Origin of the sequence: Sporosarcina sp. P32b (genome assembly GCF_002743335.1) — a bacterium.
Lineage (GTDB): Bacteria > Bacillota > Bacilli > Bacillales_A > Planococcaceae > Sporosarcina.
This window is the reverse complement of record NZ_PDZB01000004.1, coordinates 1-19,545: the sequence shown is the minus strand read 5'-3', so window position 1 is coordinate 19,545 and position 19,545 is coordinate 1. Positions and strand designations below refer to the sequence as shown.

Sequence of the window (19,545 nt, the reverse complement as noted above, 5' to 3'; positions counted from 1 at the left end):
AGGAGGAAACAATTATGAACAGAGAAGGTACAGCATTAGGAATGGTAGAAACTAAAGGGTTAATCGGTGCAATCGAGGCAGCAGACGCAATGGTGAAAGCGGCAAGTGTAAACTTAGTAGGTAAAGTACATGTTGGCGGCGGAATTGTAACAGTTATGGTACGTGGCGATGTAGGCGCAGTAAAAGCAGCAACAGACGCAGGAGCGGCTTCTGCACAACGTGTGGGCGAATTGCTTTCAGTTCACGTAATCCCAAGACCACATAATGAATTAGAAATGATGTTACCAAAAAGCGAATAATCACTGCTGACACAGTAGAAAGGCGTGAACTAAATGAATCAGCAATTGATTGAGCAGATTGTCGGAGAAATTCTTGGGCAGCTGGGGAAGAGTCCCGTTCAATTGCCGGAACGAGCGGTTCCCATTGCGGTTTCCGCCCGTCACGTACATTTACAGCCTGAACATGTGGAAGTATTGTTTGGTGCAGGGTATGAATTGACACAGCGGTCCGAGCTTTCACAGCCGGGCCAATTCGCCGCCAATGAAACGGTGATGATTGCAGGACCTAAAAGCAGTATTGAACGTGTACGTATTTTAGGACCTGTCCGAAAAGCGACTCAAGTCGAGGTCAGCTTTACGGATGCCATGAAGCTCGGCGTCAAGCCCCCACTTCGGGAATCCGGCAATATTGAAGGATCTGCACCCATTACCTTAATTGGACCAAAAGGTAGTGTGCATATAAACCAAGGTCTGATTATTGCACAAGCGCATATCCATATGGCACCTACAGATGCTACGCGTTTTGGCGTGGAGGACGGGGAATATGTCACGGTGGAAGCGGACGGAGTGCGATCCATTTCATTCCGCAATGTACGTATTCGGGTGAATGAGCGATATCGTCTTGAAATGCATATCGATACTGATGAAGCGAATGCAGGTTTCATTACACAGGGATCGATCGGTCGTCTCGTGAAGTCGAATGATGCGAAAGAAACGAAACCTATGCAAGCAGAGACGGAAACGAAAATAGAAAAAGTGAAGACATCTCACACAGTAAGTGTTCCGAATGCATTAGAATTTACTAAAAAGCTTTTGTCGGCAGAAGACGTAGCAGTGATTTCAGAAAAAGAGATCGTCATCAATAAAGGTACAATTGTTACGGCATTAGCAAGAGATACAGCACGAGAGCTCGGTAAAACGATAACGAGTAGAAAGTAGAAAAAGGTGATTACGCATGCGAATGGGTAGAGTGATTGGTAATGTATGGGCAACCCGTAAAGAGGATGGATTATCAGGACTTAAGTTGTTAATCATCCAGCCGATTGACGCGCACGGCAATAGTATACAGTCGCATATGGTCGCGGCGGATCGTATTGGAGCAGGGGTTGGTGACGAGGTACTCATTACGAGTGGCGGTTCTTCACGCTTTATTTTACCGAAAGAAAACCCGATCCCAATCGACGCGGTCATTATTGGTATTATCGATTCAACAGAAGTAAAGAGAGGTGATATACATGAGTCAAGCGATCGGAATGATTGAGACAAAAGGATTAATCGGGTCGATTGAAGCGGCGGATGCAATGGTGAAGGCATCTAATGTGGAGTTAGTATCACAAGAGATGGTGGATGGCGGAATCGTCACGGTCATCGTCCAAGGCGACGTCGGTGCGGTTCAGGCAGCTGTTGATGCAGGTCGCGACGCAGCAGCGCGTGTAGGTGAATTGCTAGGTGCGCATGTGATACCGCGTCCTGATGATTCAGTATACGGCATGGTGAAACCCCTAGCGCCGACTATTCCAGAAATTCCACAAATAAAGAAATCTACAGAAGCTAAGAAGGCACCGAAGAAAGACTGACGGATGCTTATTAGCATACTTTTCATAATGAAATCTATAGAAAGGAGTGGTTTCCATGGCTTTCAAACGACATAAAATCGCAGTCATCGGAGCTGGTCACACAGGGGCGACTGCCGCATTGATGGCGGCTCAGAAGGAATTAGGCGACATCGTCTTAGTTGATATCCCTGACCTCTCCAATCCGACAAAAGGTAAAGCACTGGATCTTCTTCAGACAAGTCCTGTGCAGCAGTTCAACTCCCGTATTACAGGTACTTCAAATTATGAGGATATTGAAGGTGCTGCAATGGTTATCATTACTGCAGGCATCGCGCGTAAACCAGGCATGAGTCGTGATGATTTAGTTGCGACCAATGCAAAGATTATGCGTTCTGTTTCTGAACAAGTGAAACGCTATGCTCCAGACAGTATCGTGCTAATTTTAAGTAACCCAGTAGATGCGATGACGTATGTTTGCTATAAGACAACTGGCTTTCCTAAAAATCGTGTAATCGGACAATCAGGTGTGCTCGATACTGCACGATTTAATACGTTCATCTCAGAAGAATTGAATATTTCTGTGGAAGATATTTCCGGCTTTGTTCTTGGTGGGCACGGTGATGATATGGTTCCACTTGTGCGTTATTCGTATGCTGGTGGCATTCCGTTGGATAAAATCATTTCGAATGAACGACTAGAAGCAATTGTGGAGCGTACTCGAAAAGGTGGCGGGGAGATCGTCTCTTTGCTAGGTAATGGTAGTGCGTATTATGCACCTGCTGCCGCTTTGGTGGAGATGGCTGAAGCAATTATCAAAGATAAAAAGCGGATTATGCCATCTATCGCTTATTTAGAAGGCGAATATGGATATCAAGATATCTACTTAGGTGTACCTACTGTTCTTGGCGGCAATGGTATTGAGAGTGTGATTGAACTCCCATTAACAGAAGACGAACAAAAAGCGCTTGATCATTCAGCTGACTCTGTCAAAGCAGTCATCGAAATTTGTGAAAAACAAATGTCGTAATAACTACTGATCTCTCTAAGTCGTAAAGTGGACTTAGGGAGATGTTTTTGTATATAAAGAAATTTTTTAGGCGCATTTCAGTCGAAGAATGATAGGGAAGTTATAGGTTGATTTTAAAAACTAACAAAAGTTAATAGGAAATCATCGCTTATTTATTTACAATTATTTATTTACGTGATACAATAAACAGAATTAACTGAATAATAGAGTATGCCTTATTATACTAGCTCGGTAATATATATAGAATTTATTTTTCTTTCGCTCTCTAAATGTAAGCGCTGTCAATCGGCCTTTTATTAATAGAAGCTTAGAAAATGTTCTTTAATTCCCCGACATGGCATATACTATGAAAAATACAAAATCCAGGAGGTAATTATTATGAATAACAACACCTATCAAAGCAATTCATCATTACCAGAGCAAAACGAGACGTTCTATTTGATCACAGGCTACTCGGAGAATGGTTTCATCCACGGGATCACATGGGAAGAAGCATATGTTCAAGGATTGGCGGAGTGTGGCTGTTTATGCGAACAACAACTAATGTAAATAATGACGAAAGCTCGATACAGGGTGCCTAGCAAAAAAACGATTGTGGATGTACGCACAGTAGTTTTCTGCATAGGCACCCTGTTTAGTTATGTCTTCGTTCTCATTGAAAACAAACGCTACCACTCTCTATGTTATCCATGATAAAATGAAGTCAATTAAATAAATGAGTTTGCACGATGCGCTGGTACCTATCAAGGTATAAAAGGGAATCCGTAAACCGGAGCTGTCCCCGCAACTGTACACACGGACGACCGCTAGAATTAGCCACTATGGAGACATGGGAAGGCACTGGCGGAAGGATGAAGTGAAGCCAGGAGACCTGCCACGTATCGTCAAAGCGACACTTTCTTCGGGGGTTGAGGAGTGGAAGCAAAAAAGGTATCTGTATCTATGCATTTTTGTATGGAGTCTATTCAAGTTGCCTGAATTTGTTTCCTCATTCACAACTATTGCAATCATCTTGCCGAAGAGGCGGAATGATTGTTTTTTGTTGTTTACGAAAGGAGACTACGACATGAGAGTATTTGAACAGACAAAGGAACGAATACATGAACATGCGCTACTGCAGGTATTGTATAAACAGGCAGAACAACGGCGTGGTAGACCCGTGTATTCAGGATTTCATCAAGTGGTACGGAAGCTGTTACAAGACGGATTATACGGTCAATGGATCAATAACTATTCGGCAAGTGAAATTAAATGGCTCGGCTTACAGATCGTAGCTGAACGCGACCGATTGATACCTTCTGCACAATTGCAGCAATATATGAATGAATTTGTAACATCCGATCATTATAACCAGCGGATAGGACTGCCGCAGGAACGGCTGATGCTCATTGCAATGGCTGCGATGCAAAATGAAACTGTCCGTCGCTTGCAGAAAGTACAGGAAGCATATTGGATACTGAGCCATGGCTATGTGACTTTACCAGCAGAAATTATGTCGTTCTTTGGTAAGACGTTTTATCAGCGAAAGACGAGAGTACAGCAATATACTATGGATATTGCTGACAATAGAATTGAATCATTTTTATTAAGTAAGGTAAAAGAAAAGCATATACGTATACCTGACTATTTTATGGAACAAGTAAAAGCGTGCGGCTCTTGGCGTTTATTTGATGCTGAACAAGTAGAACGCAGTCTGGGATGTTCCCTTGGAGACTTTAACAGTGAAAGGTATTCTCAAACCATCGGCAGCTCCTCTATTACTCATAAAAAAGTCTCAGCCATTGGTTTGATGAAACGGCTGCTTGGAAGTGAAGGAATTGTAGTACATTTTCCCGATAAAGAGCGACAGGAAAAAGCAGTGTTATACTCGTATATTCAATTACCGTACGTAATGCAGGAAACAGAGTTGGCACGTACTTGTACCATACTTGTACGTTTACTAAACGGCATTGAAAGTATATGGGGGCATACTATAAAAATTGAAGTGGCAGGCTGGGAAGCCGCTATAGCCGACCAGCAAATTGGTTTACATTCAGAGAAGGCCATTCTGTTTATTGAAGAAGTAGCTGCAGAAATTAATCGGTACTTGGAGAACGCATCTAGTCAAAGTGGAATGCAAATACCTTTGCGCAAAGCGGCTTCGGTTATGCATCGTTCGATAAATCAGGCGACAAAACAACAACAAAATGCGATGATTGACCGAATAACTGCAGAACAGCGCCATACCGATCAAGGCGGATCTGTCACGCTAGAGAAGTCTACAACCATTGAAACAGCAGAACTATTGCAGCTGCTCATAAAGGCATGGAGCAGTGGAATTCCGGAAGTCCGACTTAGCTGAATCTCCTCTATTGTAGTGGAAACTGAAGTGGCGTAAACTAAGTATTACTAGCAGTTTCCATCCGAGGTGAGACAGGTGTTTCAATTTGATACATTAGGACATGAAATAGTAACGGAATTATCGAAGCTGATACAGCAACAAGTGATTTTAACGGATCGAAGGGGCTTCATTCAAGCGAGTACAGAACCGGATCGAATCAATCAATTCCATGAAGGTGCACTGTTAAGTACGCGCCAGAAAACGATGCTCCGTATGGGAGACGAAGAAGTAGAGCGTCTGCAAGGTGTCCGTAGGGGAATTGTCTTGCCAATCATTATTGAAGAAGAACCGATTGCCGTACTTGGCGTGACGGGTGATCCAGACGTGATTCATCCGCAGGCTCAACTGATCTTACGCGTAGCGGAACTGTTCATTCAAGATTCACTGAAACGAAAGCAGAAGGATGAAAAAGTACGTGATGTAGAGTTCTTCGTCTTTGACTGGCTAACAGGATCAAAGAAAGATGAACGGTTTATGGAACGAGGGACGCTGCTCGGAATCGACGTGACACTTTACAGTCAAGTGGTGGTTTTGGAAGTGTTAGATTTATTGGAACAGTTCTCCGTTGAGGAAATAGAGACGTTCGCATCGATTCAAAACATCCATCCTTCCATGAAGATGATCCGCTGGGCGCAAAATAAAATCTTGCTATTATTACCTGAAATGAATCAGGAAACAGTGAAAAACGAGTTAGAGTTTCTATTGCTTCATATAAAACGGCGCAAGAAAGTACAAGTCGTCGCAGGTATAGGTGCATCAGCGCGCTATTTCGACTTAGCTAAATCATTCGCGCAGGCAGAACGTGCGGTCAATGCTGCGAAGGAATCTGGGGATATTGTCTTTGAGCATGAACTGCGTCTTGAAATTATTTTGCAAAGTATTCCGGACACGGTTAAGCAGGAATTCCTTAAGCGCACAGTTGCGCCACTAGAAGATCATAAAGACTTGCTGAATAATTTGACGGTATGGTTCGAAGAGAATCAGTCGATGCAAAATACCGCGCAACGTCTGCATATCCATAAAAATACATTGTCTTACCGCCTGCAAAAGGTCGAGCAGTTAACCGGATTATCTGTTTCCAATACGCATGACGTTTTTTTGCTATACTTGTCATTGCGTTTAATGGAAGAGCCGTCGTTTAGCCAGGAATAAGTGATCAATTGCTTCGTTTCCTAGTGTGGAAACGGAGCTTTTCTCATTGGATGTGGAGACAGGTTTTTTTCAATTCCAGGTCTAATTCGTGGTAGGATTAAGCTGTGTCTTATCCTAAGAGTGTCAGGAGGATTGTTTTGAATAGAATCCGAAAAATCACAACATGGCAATGGATCCTGTTTTTGACCGTAGCAATTTGCTGTATTGGTTCCATTGCATTTGTAAATCAAAATCATTCATTTTATGATCGGCCGATCGCTCAGGTGATCGATACAACAATAGAGGAAGAAACCGACGTAACAGATATGCATGGTAATGAAGATAAGCTATTTGTCCAGAAAATCGTAGCTAAGATCATGAACGGAGAAGAAAAAGGTCGAGAAGTCCAGTTGGTCAATGAGTATTCCTCTTCCGGAGCATACGATCAGCAGTACCGTATAGGAAATGAGGTATTTGTCTCCATTGATTCTAATGCTGGTGAACAATTGATGGGAAGTGTCACTGACGTAAAACGTGATAAGTACGTATTGATCGTTGCGTGGATCTTCGTCTTTACACTATTAATTGTCGGTCATAAGCAAGGGCTATTAGCTATAGTAGGTTTTGTGATTAACGTCATGGTACTATCATTCGCTTTAGATATTTATGTGAAATATTATGGGGTCAGTTTACTTGTAGTTTGCGGAATCTGCATTCTGCTATTCACAACGATTTCGCTTCTGCTAGTTAGCGGCCGCACTGAAAAAACCTATGCCGCCATTGTGGCTACGCTAGTCGCAACAGTCGTATCTCTTTCCATCACATCTCTTGTCATCTGGATTACTTCAGGGAATGGTTTGCGTTATGAGGAAATGCAGTTTTTGACGCGTCCTTATCACACCATCTTCATGGCAGGGTTGTTTATTGGATCGCTCGGGGCCATTATGGATGTGGCTATTACGATGTCGTCTTCGATGTTTGCATTATATGAAAGAGATCACACTATATCCGTTAAAGCGCTAAGAGCATCTGGCATAGACATTGGTAAAGACATTATGGGTACCATTACAAGCATTCTGTTTTTCGCATATATAAGTGGATCTATTCCCATGCTGATCCTCTATTTGAAAAACGCTTCTCCTGTAGGATTTGCACTTTCGATGAATCTATCATTGGAATTAGCGCGCGCTTTAGCTGGTGGGATTGGAATCGTCTTGACTATCCCCATAGGACTCTATACAGCCATCTTCTTCATTGAACGAAAGAGGGCGAGAATATGAATGTACTCGTATGGCTTGCGGTTATTTTACTCGTATTGATGATCTGGGTTGGTGGGAAAAGTGGAGCAAGATCATTCATTTCGCTGTTTTTCAATTTTGGTGTGGTCTTCTTCACGATGTTTTTTATGTTGGATCCAAACGCTAATCCTATCTTAATAACATTTATTGCTTGTATCGTGATTGGTTGCGTCAGCTTGTTTTATATTAATGAAGTGAACAGTAAAACGGTAATAGCATTTATCGCAACGATGATTACCATTAGTATATTATTGTTTTTCATTGTAGTAGTATCCCAAAAGCTTATGATTCAAGGATTTGGCGAAGAAGAAGAAGAGGCAATCGCAGGTATGTCTCTCTATATCGGTGTAGACTTCATAAAAATAGGTGCTTCTGTCATTATAATGAGTACCATTGGCGCGATCATGGACGTCGCTATATCAATCGCTACGACCATGCATGAAGTATTTAAGCATACACCTAGCTTAAGCAAGAAGGAATTGTTCAAGTCAGGCGTCAGCATTGGACGAGATATTTTAGGAACCGATACGAATACCTTATTCTTTGCTTTCTTTGGGGGATATTTGGCATTGCTCATTTGGTTCAAGGATTTGCACTATTCCATTGGGGATATCGTCAATTCAAAGATATTCAGTTCGGAAATGATCTTAATACTTTGCGCGGGACTTGGCATAGCGCTAGTGATACCAATTGCATCTTGGATCAATGCGTATTACTTAGTGAGAGCTAGGGAAAAGTTCAATAAAATACAAAAAGAGGAGCAATAAATTGCTCCTCTTTTTCGCGTTCTAATGATTTTAGTATAATAGAAGGTGACAAAAAGAAGCTTTACTATAGAAACTAGACATTGACACAAAAAATAGAAGTGTTTTCCTATATATCATTGTGCTAAAGTCTATATGAATTAAACTGTCAGACTATTAGAATTATATACACTAACAAAATGTTTTGAATAGATACTCTTTTTTAACAATAAGTATCTAGATGACTTTTGAAAAAAACTGGGGGGAACAACAAATGAAAATGAAGAAAAAGAGTGTGTTAAGCGCAATTGGTTTATCTGCCATGCTGATGTTGGCAGCTTGCTCGTCAGACAAAGAAGAAACAACGGACGGGGCGGGAGAGTCAGAAGGAAAATCCTATGATCTGAAAATGTCTGTCACGGTTAATGATTCGTCTACTTGGTTTCAGGCTGCAGACAAGTTAGCGCAGGACTTGAAAGAACAAACGGATGGTCGTATTAATATTGAAGTGTTTCCGAATGAACAATTATCAAATGGCGATCAAGGAAAAGGTGTAGAGCTTCTGACAAAAGGGCAGACCGACTTGAGCCTTCACTCTACTATTATTTACTCGATTTTAGATGATCGCTTTGGTGTAGCGAGTGCGCCATTCCTATTTAAAGATAAAGACGGAGTAGACAAAGTATTTGATGGAGCAGGTGGAGAAGCACTCGCAGAAATCCTTAATGAAAAGAACGTAGAATTACTTGGATTCGGCGAGAATGGTTTCCGTCAGATCACAAACAGTAAAAAGGAAATCAAGTCACCTGCAGATATGAAAGGCCTGAAAATACGTATTCCTGGAATTACGATGTATACAGACTTGTACCGTGCACTAGGTGCAGATCCAACGACAATGGCGTTCTCTGAAGTCTTTACATCTCTACAACAAGGTACGATTGACGGTCAAGAAAATCCGATCGATGTGATTCATTCATCTAAGTTGAATGAAGTCCAAGACTACTTAACGACGTGGAACTATTCCTATGATCCACTCGTATTGGGCATCAATAAGAAGTTGTTTGATTCGATGAGTGAAGAAGACCAAAAGCTTGTGAAGAAGCTAGGTAAAGAAGCGGCTGAGTATCAAGTAGAAATGGCACGTGAAAAGGAAGAGAAACAAATCGCTGAGTTGAAAGATGCGGGTATGCAGTTCTACGCACCAACAGACGAAGAATTAGCGGAGTTTACAGAAGCGGTACAACCGGTTTATGAAAAGTATGAAGATATCTGGGGCAAGGATCTATTAGACAAGTTCCAAGACCAATAAGAACTGGAGGGTGGATGTATGGGAAAGATATTCAATAGGGTAGAAGAATGGATTGTCGTAATTGTACTGTCCATCATGTCCACCATTGCATTCGTCAACGTGCTATCCAGAGGATTTGCCAATTATTCATTTTCTTTCACAGAAGAAATTACAGTTAATTTATTTGTGATGTTAACATTTGTCGGAACAGCCATTGGTGTGCGTAAGTACGCACACCTTGGCTTTACTCTGATTTATGATAAAGGCAATCTGTTGCTGAAGAATATAATTACGATTTTGGTTGGATTGATGATGATGCTATTATTTTTTATTCTTTTATATTTTGGTTTGAAGATGGTGCAGTATCAGATGGATATGGGACAGAAAACACCTTCGCTTGGTTGGCCACAATGGTGGTTCTCGATGTCGATGCCAATTGGTGCACTGTTTTGTTTAATTCGTTCCATCCAAGTAACAATTGTTGAATTCCGACAGCAAAATGGGAAGGGAGAGCAGCCAATATGACAGCAATCATTTTATTCGGCGTATTTTTTATTTTAGTCATGCTTCGAATGCCAATTGCTGTGGCTTTAGCCGTCTCTTCCATTGTGGTGCTATTTACAGGCAGTGGATTGTTTGGTTTGGAATTGGTTGCAGATATCATGTATACGAGCGTAGCGAAATTTACGTTGCTTGCGATTCCGTTCTTCATATTAGCAGGAGTCATAATGGAGCATGCGGGAATTTCAAAAAGACTAATTGATTTTGCCCAGGCGTTAGTTGGGCACCGCAAAAGCGGGATTATTTTTGTAACCGTTATGACGGCAATTTTCTTTGCAGCCATTTCAGGGTCAGGCCCTGCAACAGTTGCTGCGATTGGCGGTATTTTAATTCCGGGTATGGTGAAGAACGGTTACAAGACGGAAACTGCGGCAGGTTTGGTGGCAAGTTCTGGAGCAATCGGTATCATCATTCCACCTAGTATTGCGTTTATTGTCTTTGCTGTAGTGGCGGGTGATCAGATTCCGGTTTCAATCGGAAGGATGTTCATGGCAGGAGTCATTCCTGGATTGCTATTGGGTGTTGGATTTATTGTAGCCGCCATGTTCGTTAGGTATCGACAAGAAAAACGTGAGGGCCCGATATCACAACAGTACATAGTGGAACCTGCAACAAGTGCGGAACGTTTTAAAGCTCTCGGCAATGCAATTTGGGGCTTATTGATTCCTGTTATTATTTTAGGTGGTATTTACGGTGGATTCTTTACACCTACAGAAGCTGCAGTAGTGGCGGTATTCTATAGTCTGTTCATCGGCTTTTTCATCTATCGCGAACTGACATTGAAAAAGCTATACGACATTTTAGTAGCTGCAGGTATTCAGACGGCAGTCGTCATGTTTATCGTCAGTGCGGCGAGTGTCTATGCATACATCATCACGACCGAGCAAATTGCTACGCAGATTTCAGATGTGATGTTAAGTATTTCAGGAAATAAAATCATTATCTTATTGTTGATCAATATTATTCTATTAATTGCGGGCATGTTTATCGATGCAATTTCTGCCTACTATATTTTCATTCCGATCTTATTGCCAATTGTGCTACTGTTCGATGTTGATCCAACTGTATTCGGTGTTTTCATGACAGTCAACTTAGCCATTGGACTTTTCACTCCGCCGGTTGGCCTCAATTTATTCGTAGCCGCGGGCATATCGAATACTTCAATAGGGCAAATATCGAAAGGAGTTTTGCCTTTCGTTGTCTCCTCCGTCATTATTTTGTTACTCATTACGTATATTCCACAGATCTCTACATTTTTACCGAATTTACTAAATATCAAGTAGATTGAGGAGGGTGGCTTATGAAACTGAAAGGACAGACGGCAATCGTCACGGGGGCTGCCAATGGTATTGGTGCCCAGACGGCCCTCCTTCTTTCACAACAAGGAGCCAATGTCGTACTGGTGGATTCAGCGAGCTGTGCGGGGACGTTGCAAGCCATTCAATCATTCAGGGACAAAGCGATTTATTTAGAATGCTTGGGCGAAGTTCGTGATAAAGAATTTGTGAACGCGGCAATCGCTAGAGCATCGGATACCTTCGGGGAACTACATATATTAGTAAACAATATGTGTATATGTGGTATTCATAATGAAAATCAGTCATCTATTGATCAATGGCAACTCGAAGCAGATTTGAAGGCACAAGCAACTTCTCTATTCATTCAAGGAGTATCACCGTATATGGTGGAGCAGAAGTATGGTCGTATCATTAATATTAGTTCGATATCAAGTTGCGACAAAGAACGAACGTTTACAGCTTCTAGGCGTTCAATTAGTAAATTGACGAAGCAGACCGCTAAAGAACTTTGCGAGTATGGAATCACTTGTAATTCGATCGCGCCGATAGCTATGACAAATTTTGACGAGACTAAAATTCATCAAACAGGTACAGATGTTAGTATCGCAGAAGCCGTGCTGTACTTTGCTTCATCTGAATCTAGTTATACGACAGGACAAATACTGAAAGTGGATGGAGGGTTTTGTATTGAATCACCCAATTGAAGCGGTGTATGACGAGACAACGAATCGAATCATCGGTCGTTTGACGAAAGATACCGATCTATTTGAAGGGATTCTTGCAGTGTGTAAGCAACATCAAGTTGAAGCAGCTCACTTTCAATGTATAGGCTCTCTTGCGTTTGCGACCATTGTACAACCCCAGCAAAATCCAGATAAAAGTTTACAGTATTCCGAACGGCTTGTCACAGATACTCCCGTCGAACTGCTTTCAGGTTCAGGATTTGTTGGCTACGATGAACAAGGACAGTTGGACATCCACTTCCACGGTCTATATGTAGACTGCAATAAACAGATGAATGGCGGTCACTTCCTTAGAGGGGAAAATCCTGTGGCGATTACAGTGGAATTCATTATATTCCCGGTCTCTACTACACATGTTCATAGAAAACCAGATGAGTATTCAGGTATTCCCTTATTTCATTTTACGAAAAGGAGTGAGTGACATTGGAGACAATTGGTCAACTGGCAATGAAATCAGCCACAGCTTATCCGGATAAAATAGCGGTGAAAGATGAAAAGCGCTCCCTTACGTTTCATGAACTGTTGCAACGAGCACTTGCGCTGACGGCATACTTTGCGAAAGTCGGACTTCGAAAAGGGGACCGCTTCGCTGTTCTATCATCTAATCGCTTGGAACATATTGAGCTTGACGTGGCAGCAGCAATCTCGGGTGTCATCAAAGTGCCGTTAAACTATCGGCTTCATCCGAAAGAGCATGAATATATGCTGAACGATGCAGATGTTCTGTTGATCATTGGTGAATCCGAGTTAATAAATCCAATCGATACAGTCATCCAAGCACTGACAATCGGTGAGCAGTATGAACAAGCGATTGAACAAAACAAAGGTGCTACATGTACAACAGAGATTATGGAAGAGGATATTTTTGCGATTATGTACACATCCGGTACGACAGGAAATCCAAAAGGTGTGATGCTAAGTCATCGCAATATCATTTCAGGAGCTTTGTCACTAGCGCTTGCTTGTGAGACCAATTATGACGATGTGATAGGACATGTCGCACCATTGACTCACGGTAGTAACTTTCTGTCTCATGTAGCGTGGCTGTATGGATTAACGCAAGTTGTGTTCAATAAGTTTGAGCCTGAAGAATTCGTTCATAATTTAACGAAAGAAAAAGTTACTGTTATTTTTCTTGTACCGACGATGGTTAATTTAATGATCCAGCATCCGAAATTTGATCCGAAGAATTTATCTACAATCAAGACGATTAATATGGCCGGTTCCTCAATTGCCGCAAGTAAACTCGCACAAGCACTCGCTCTGACAGGCCCGATGTTTGCACAGACATTCGGTCAAGTGGAGGCACCGATGTGCATTACGATGATGCCAAAACGCGAACTAGGTGATCATCTGGAGTCCTGTGGGCGTGTCGGACCTTTTGTCGATGTGAAGATTGTCGATGCGCAAGGAGCTGAACTGCCGGCAGGTGAAGTCGGAGAGATTGTTTGTAAAGGCTCTCTTGTCATGAAAGGTTATTGGAATAACGAGCAGGCGACAAATGAAACGTTACGTGACGGTTGGTTGCATACTGGCGATCTCGGTTGGAAAAGTGGGACGGGCTACGTGCATATCGTGGACCGCAAAAAAGACGTCATCATTTCTGGAGGTGTCAATATTTACCCGAGGGAAGTGGAAGAAGTCCTCAATAAGCATGACGGGGTAAAAGAGACATGCGTCATCGGGGTACCTGACGACAAGTGGGGCGAAAGTGTCATTGCGTATGTCATTCCGAATGGTACTAAGCCTGTGATGAAAGAAGAATTACTTCAATTATGTCTAGACCATATGGCGAGCTTCAAAAAACCGAAAGAGATGTATATTGTGGATGAACTACCGAAAAGCTCGTACGGTAAAATCTTGAAACGGGAATTACGCAATCAGCATGTGGAGGTGCAATCTTGACGAATGTCTATATCGAAGGAATTGGCATGACGAAGTTCGGGAAATTTGTCGACAAGTCTATGAAGCAGCTGTTAGTTGAAGCGTCGATAGAAGCACTTGAAGATGCAGGAAATCCGAAAGTTGATGCGGTGTTTGTTGGAAACTTTATGGGTGGCTCGATCGGTAATCAAGAAATTCTCGGTGCCTTAGTTGCCAATGAACTAGGACTTGGCCATATCCCGACGGCCAAAGTAGAAGGCGCTTGTGCATCAGGAGGGATTGCGCTTCGTCAAGGGATCATGGGAATTCTAAGTGGCGAATACGATACTGTCTTAATAGCAGGTGTGGAGAAAATGAAACATGCTTCGACTGCTGACGTTACACAGGCGATCAATGCCGCAATGGATAACGAATCCAATGAAAAGCAAGCAGGTCTCACATTCCCTGGATTTTTTGGCGTCCTCGCGAACCGTTACTTCTATGAAACGGATGCTACGAAAGAGCATTTGGCGATGATTGCATTGAAGAATCGTGAAAATGCTTTACATAATCCATTGGCGCAATTCCAGAAGCCGACGACGATGGAAGAGATTATGGAAGCACGTATTATTACTTCTCCACTAGGCTTATTTGATTGTTCTCCAACAACGGATGGGGCGGCGGCATTGGTCATTACGCGCGAAAAAGGTGCAATCCATATCCGTTCGTCTGCACAAAGTTCAGGGCCTACACAAATGCAAGACGCGGATGATTTACTTTCATTGCCCGCAGTACGAGAATCAGGTCGCTTAGCATATGAGAAAGCAGGCGTAGGTCCGGAAGATATCGACGTCGTGGAAATTCATGACTGTTTCTCGATGACGGAAATGCTTGCAATTGAGGAGTTAGGTTTTTTCAATAAACGAGAAGGCTGGCTAGCGGTGGAGCAAGGTCGAACGAAGGCGACTGGCGATAAACCAGTGAACACGAGTGGGGGATTATTATCACGTGGTCACCCAATCGGCGCAACCGGTGTCGCACAAATGTATCAGCTCGTCCAACAACTTCGAGGTACTGCACCAAATCAAGTAGAAAACGCCCGCCTCGCTTTGGCACAAAACTTGGGTGGAACAGGTTCATACTCCACTGTTCATATTCTGGAAAGGTTGTGAAGAGATGAAAGTCTATCAATGCGATCAGTGTGAATATGCCAGTGTCTCGAATAAATACCGTTGTCCGAGTTGTGGAACAGGCAAGCTGCAAGAGCGAGACGTGTCTTCGAAAGGTACGGTCTATAGTTACACGGATATCCATATTGCACCTGCTGAATTTGCTCATCTAGCTCCTTACACAGTGGCACTTATTCAGTTGGATGAATCCAAAGCGAAGGTTACGGTCAGAACGGATGGAAATGTTCAGATTGGCGATGTGGCGGAATTGGATTATGTAGAGGATGGGGCGTATATCTATCGGAAATGCTGAGTGGGAAGCGAGGTTTTTATGGTGAGCGCTCAAAGATTCATGATAAGCGCTCATAGTTGCGGATCGAGTGCTCTATCGAATGCTTTAACCGCTCATACACGACCTTTGACTGATCATAGTGCTTCGATAAGCGCTCATAGCGACGGTCTAACCGCTCATAGCAAAAACACGCAGACGGACTTCCTCGCAAGGAGGAGAAATAAATGAAAACCATACAAACTCTATCAAAAATCATTTCGAAGTATTTACCACTTTGGATCGTACTCTTATCCATCATCGCCTATATCATTCCGGATGCGTTCATTTCAATCCGGCAATTGACGGGCTTTGGATTAGGGACGATCTTCTTTCTGATGGGCTTGTCACTTTCATCGGAAAAGTTGCTTGAGGTCATTAAAAACCCAAAATATGCTTTACTTGGTGTCATGCTGAAATGGACGATCATGGTGGGAGTATCGATAGGAATTGCCTATGTATTTTTCGGCAATCAAGCAGAGATCGCGACCGGTATTATTTTGGCAGGTACAGTACCAAGCGGAACATCCGCGAACATTTATACATTCATTGCAGGAGGAGAAGTCGCGCTCAGTATTACGATGGCGACACTTGATACATTCATCTCACCTGTGCTGACGCCGGTTTTATTGCAGACATTTGCGGGACGGTTTATACCTATTGAATTCTGGCCTTTATTTCTTAACATTATTTATATCGTGTTCTTCCCTTTGATTGGCGGTTTACTAATTCAGTGGAAGTTTCAGCGTCAAGTGGAGAAGTTCAAACCATATACCGGAGTCTTGTCTCAACTTGCACTATTTCTAGTCATCCTATCGGTCATATCCAATGCCCAGCAAGCCTTGTCTGAGAACTTGTCTGTGCTGCCGCTTGTATTCGTGGCGGTCACATTACAAGTCAGTATACCGATGGGCGCAGGCTATTTTATCTCGAGATGGCTAGGTGTACCAGAGCGTAACGCCCGTGCAATTTTATTTCATACAGGTATTTGCAACACCGCCCTCGCGGCAACACTTGCGATGGAACACTTCGGATCACTCGCGGCCGTTCCAGCTGTTGCCAATATGGTAATGAACTTAACGATAGGTGCTTTAATGGCGAGTTTATTCGAAAACAAATTCCGTCTTGCTGCGGATGGTAACAGCTAATGAAATATAGGACTCAAGATATTTTTTCCGTAAAGCGATAAATTTTTTATCGCTTTTCATATTGGCAAATTTCTTACAATAGATATGATTTTTAAAATGGTAATGATATACTATTGGTATAAATGTGGCTAATTGAAGTGAAGTCAGTGTTCAACAAACGGGCCATTTTGAAAAAGATAAACAGGAAGCAGATGAATTGGAGTTTGATTTTCTGTATTCTTATATTGTTACCTATACCAAGTACATACTGAATATTGAAGAGATTTGCTGCACCTTATCAATTTGCGTGGTGGCGTGATGGATGGTTATGGCGAATTTGATTGTTTTTTGCTCCGTTATTGGACGTTATGTATTACAGGCGGTAAAACGGTTAAAGCGATCAGCGAAAAGGGTACAACTGCCGAAATGATACACTTGTTGCGTTTCTAGGCATTACAAAATAAGATCAAACATCTATGTGGATCTTGATCGATGATGAGGAAATCAAAAGACGTAAGCAACTGCGTGATACGGCGAAGAAACAAAGAAAAAGTGCGGGTAAACACGTTTCGAATGAGCTTTTAAAAGAATGATCATAGCAGTGACAAAAGAGAATCCAGAAACGAAAGCTTATAAAATAGCTAAAATCGTCAAAGAAAAGCTTGGTAAATGCTCTGAACATACGGTTAAAAGGTTTGGAAGGAATGCATATAATCATTTTCGCACTTTTGACCCCCTATATTATTTCTTCTAAGGTATAAGGGGGTTGGTAATTAAAACTAAGAGTAATTTATCTAATCCTGGGGGTGAGCTTTTGGACGTTATCAATATTAGAGAGCGTTATGATGATCTTGGTAAAAGAGATACTATTCTGGCTTATTTGGATGATAGAGATGGGGATTTTTGGGCAGGGTTAAGCTTATTAAATGCTTTAAATGAGGAACCAAAGCATGTTAATGAGGATTTGAAATTTTGGAATGCTCGTTATTTTATTATTGGACGGTTGATTAATAATATAGCTGCTTCATATGAATTGTTAAAAATGGGGCTTGAAGATGAATTTTTAACTATGTATAGACAATCACTTGAAAATGCTTGGTTATTGAAATATTTTATTGAAAATCCTAATAAAATTGACGGTTGGATAAAGAATGGTGTTAGACCGAAGCAAAGAAGGGATGCCGTTGATGGTAATACTGTAAGCAGTAGAATATATGACGAATTATGTGATGTTGTCCATTCAAACCGCAATTCTATATGGGGAGTTTGTATTGGGGGTATGTATAATCCTTGGATTTTAAATAAGCTATTTGGTCATTTGATTGTTTTGGTTTCTAATTCTTTGGATTATTTTTTAGAGGTTATGAGTTTATTTAATATTGATTTAGATAAGGAATTATCAGATTTACTTAATAAAGAGATAAATAGACTTAATTTGTGTTTGTGTGAGACTCAATACTTGGAAGATCCACAGGCAGTTAAAGAAATTTTGAAAAATGGAAATGAAGATGTTATTGAGTATTTGGAATCTCTTTATGAAGTAGTTGAAGACATTCTTTAGGATAGGGGTGTTTTTTATTGGGACAAATTTGATAACAATACTCCTCTCATTTTAAGGGGGTCTGGGTTCCTTGATTGTTTATTATCTTTTCTATTATCAACTTGGGGTAGCGTCAGGAAAAGAGCATATTTACAACGATAAAGATTTTGACACAAGCATTAAGGGACATTGAGAGATGATACAATTAAACAAACGGGCCATTATGTTACTCAAACCAGAAGAAAGAAAAACTATTTTATTGAAAATAGATGAAAGATGGCGATTGGGATTACTTTTAAAGATGAAAAATGTCTACACATTTACGCTCAGGAATTTCCGCACGATGGGGCATTGATTGTAGGAAATAAATTAGCACTATTAGAATTGAGACGAGCGATTGATGAGGCCTTGAAGGAACGCGAATCTAAAGGGCATCTCACTGCGTCTGATGGAGAAGGTTATAGGGCTTACGTATTTAGGATTGAAGATGATGAGAGGGAACTATTTGAGTCTTTAGAAATGCCATATATTACGCAGTATGGTGATGTTAATTCGCATATGTATTTTGTGAATGGTGGAAAAGAAAACAAACCACCTAATCCTATCGGGATTTTGTGGGAAAGGAAATAATAACTATTCCTCAAATGGGGGCGATTGCTGCATAAAATAATCGTGCCCATACCGCATTCGGGCCATTTTGTTGGATAAACAAGAAATATTACGGACTGGAGGGGAATTGTATGTTTAGTTTTCAAACTTTTAAAGATAAACGGTATTGGATTCTGCTCCCTCCATTCATAGTTATCTTTGTAGGTATTTCTGTCTTTGCACCTAATTTTTTTTTAGAGAATCCTATTATGATTCTCATGCTTTTACTGTTAAATGGAATCTTGTTTTGGGTAACATACCATTCGTGGAAGTATATATAGGGGATAAAAAACACAGAGATAATTAAAGTCTTAAGTTCAGTAACAGGGTGCGATTCTTAAATAAGGATCGTGCCCTTTTTCATAAAATGGGCCTTTAAGAAAGGTTGTTGTGATATGGATAAACTAAAAAGGTTTGATGATGTAACAGCGGGTTGTGTTTTGCAAGAAGAAAGTGCATAAGTTTGCAATGAAAAATACACAAGCTTGCCAGCCTTCAATTTAGTTTTTATCTTTGTCGCGATAAAGCGTTTGTAACTCTGAAACTATCTCCAGTGAAATTCAAAAT

Annotated in this window: 21 protein-coding genes and 1 riboswitch; all 21 genes read left to right on the top strand. The window is 41.5% G+C overall.

Annotation, left to right across the window (positions count from 1 at the left end):
* The first annotated feature begins 14 nt into the window (after window positions 1-14).
* Window positions 15-299, top strand: a complete 285-nt coding sequence (locus CSV64_RS04655) for a BMC domain-containing protein (RefSeq protein WP_085132129.1) — start codon at window positions 15-17, stop codon at window positions 297-299.
* 33 nt (window positions 300-332) lie between these two features.
* On the top strand, window positions 333-1,217 hold the full coding sequence (gene pduL / locus CSV64_RS04650) for a phosphate propanoyltransferase (RefSeq protein ID WP_099633628.1): 885 nt from the start codon (window positions 333-335) through the stop codon (window positions 1,215-1,217).
* A gap of 16 nt (window positions 1,218-1,233) precedes the next feature.
* Window positions 1,234-1,539, top strand: coding sequence for a EutN/CcmL family microcompartment protein (locus CSV64_RS04645; RefSeq protein WP_085427580.1), 306 nt, complete (start codon window positions 1,234-1,236; stop codon window positions 1,537-1,539).
* Complete coding sequence (locus tag CSV64_RS04640) at window positions 1,514-1,855, top strand: BMC domain-containing protein (protein ID WP_099633627.1); 342 nt, start codon at window positions 1,514-1,516, stop codon at window positions 1,853-1,855. The genes CSV64_RS04645 and CSV64_RS04640 overlap by 26 nt, the downstream gene beginning before the upstream one ends.
* A gap of 55 nt (window positions 1,856-1,910) precedes the next feature.
* Window positions 1,911-2,861, top strand: coding sequence for a malate dehydrogenase (gene mdh, locus CSV64_RS04635; protein WP_099633626.1), 951 nt, complete (start codon window positions 1,911-1,913; stop codon window positions 2,859-2,861).
* 378 nt (window positions 2,862-3,239) lie between these two features.
* Window positions 3,240-3,410 carry a hypothetical protein gene (locus tag CSV64_RS16615; protein WP_158232187.1) on the top strand — a complete coding sequence of 57 codons (171 nt, stop codon included), beginning with the start codon at window positions 3,240-3,242 and terminating at the stop codon, window positions 3,408-3,410.
* A 167-nt stretch (window positions 3,411-3,577) separates the two neighbouring features.
* A riboswitch (cobalamin riboswitch) is annotated at window positions 3,578-3,754 on the top strand.
* Window positions 3,755-3,927: 173 nt separating this feature from the next.
* Entirely contained in the window at window positions 3,928-5,202 is a 1,275-nt protein-coding gene (locus CSV64_RS04630; RefSeq protein ID WP_099633625.1) for a hypothetical protein, read from the top strand.
* Between the two features lie 75 nt (window positions 5,203-5,277).
* Complete coding sequence (locus CSV64_RS04625; protein ID WP_158233004.1) at window positions 5,278-6,393, top strand: CdaR family transcriptional regulator; 1,116 nt, start codon at window positions 5,278-5,280, stop codon at window positions 6,391-6,393.
* A 131-nt stretch (window positions 6,394-6,524) separates the two neighbouring features.
* Complete coding sequence (locus CSV64_RS04620) at window positions 6,525-7,652, top strand: YibE/F family protein (protein ID WP_483315626.1); 1,128 nt, start codon at window positions 6,525-6,527, stop codon at window positions 7,650-7,652.
* Entirely contained in the window at window positions 7,649-8,437 is a 789-nt protein-coding gene (locus CSV64_RS04615; protein ID WP_099633622.1) for a YibE/F family protein, read from the top strand. Before CSV64_RS04620 ends, CSV64_RS04615 begins: the two co-directional genes overlap by 4 nt.
* A gap of 250 nt (window positions 8,438-8,687) precedes the next feature.
* A complete protein-coding gene (locus CSV64_RS04610; protein WP_099633621.1) occupies window positions 8,688-9,722 on the top strand; it encodes a DctP family TRAP transporter solute-binding subunit in 1,035 nt (344 codons plus the stop codon).
* Between the two features lie 18 nt (window positions 9,723-9,740).
* A complete protein-coding gene (locus CSV64_RS04605; protein WP_099633620.1) occupies window positions 9,741-10,226 on the top strand; it encodes a TRAP transporter small permease in 486 nt (161 codons plus the stop codon).
* Window positions 10,223-11,545 carry a TRAP transporter large permease gene (locus CSV64_RS04600; protein WP_099633619.1) on the top strand — a complete coding sequence of 441 codons (1,323 nt, stop codon included), beginning with the start codon at window positions 10,223-10,225 and terminating at the stop codon, window positions 11,543-11,545. The genes CSV64_RS04605 and CSV64_RS04600 overlap by 4 nt, the downstream gene beginning before the upstream one ends.
* A 17-nt stretch (window positions 11,546-11,562) precedes the next feature.
* Complete coding sequence (locus CSV64_RS04595) at window positions 11,563-12,264, top strand: SDR family NAD(P)-dependent oxidoreductase (protein ID WP_099633618.1); 702 nt, start codon at window positions 11,563-11,565, stop codon at window positions 12,262-12,264.
* Window positions 12,248-12,724, top strand: a complete 477-nt coding sequence (locus tag CSV64_RS04590) for a PPC domain-containing DNA-binding protein (RefSeq protein ID WP_099633617.1) — start codon at window positions 12,248-12,250, stop codon at window positions 12,722-12,724. The genes CSV64_RS04595 and CSV64_RS04590 overlap by 17 nt, the downstream gene beginning before the upstream one ends.
* Before the next feature lie 2 nt (window positions 12,725-12,726).
* Window positions 12,727-14,208 carry a class I adenylate-forming enzyme family protein gene (locus CSV64_RS04585; RefSeq protein WP_099633616.1) on the top strand — a complete coding sequence of 494 codons (1,482 nt, stop codon included), beginning with the start codon at window positions 12,727-12,729 and terminating at the stop codon, window positions 14,206-14,208.
* Window positions 14,205-15,338, top strand: a complete 1,134-nt coding sequence (locus CSV64_RS04580) for a thiolase domain-containing protein (RefSeq protein WP_099633615.1) — start codon at window positions 14,205-14,207, stop codon at window positions 15,336-15,338. The genes CSV64_RS04585 and CSV64_RS04580 overlap by 4 nt, the downstream gene beginning before the upstream one ends.
* Window positions 15,339-15,342: 4 nt before the next feature.
* Complete coding sequence (locus CSV64_RS04575; RefSeq protein ID WP_099633614.1) at window positions 15,343-15,648, top strand: Zn-ribbon domain-containing OB-fold protein; 306 nt, start codon at window positions 15,343-15,345, stop codon at window positions 15,646-15,648.
* Window positions 15,649-15,851: 203 nt separating this feature from the next.
* On the top strand, window positions 15,852-16,811 hold the full coding sequence (locus CSV64_RS04570; protein ID WP_099633613.1) for a bile acid:sodium symporter family protein: 960 nt from the start codon (window positions 15,852-15,854) through the stop codon (window positions 16,809-16,811).
* Window positions 16,812-17,556: 745 nt separating this feature from the next.
* The gene (locus CSV64_RS04565; RefSeq protein ID WP_143565192.1) at window positions 17,557-18,351 is read left to right on the top strand and encodes a hypothetical protein; all 795 of its coding nucleotides are present in this window, start codon (window positions 17,557-17,559) and stop codon (window positions 18,349-18,351) included.
* 255 nt (window positions 18,352-18,606) lie between these two features.
* Entirely contained in the window at window positions 18,607-18,960 is a 354-nt protein-coding gene (locus CSV64_RS04560) for a hypothetical protein (protein WP_099633611.1), read from the top strand.
* Window positions 18,961-19,545: the final 585 nt, after the last annotated feature.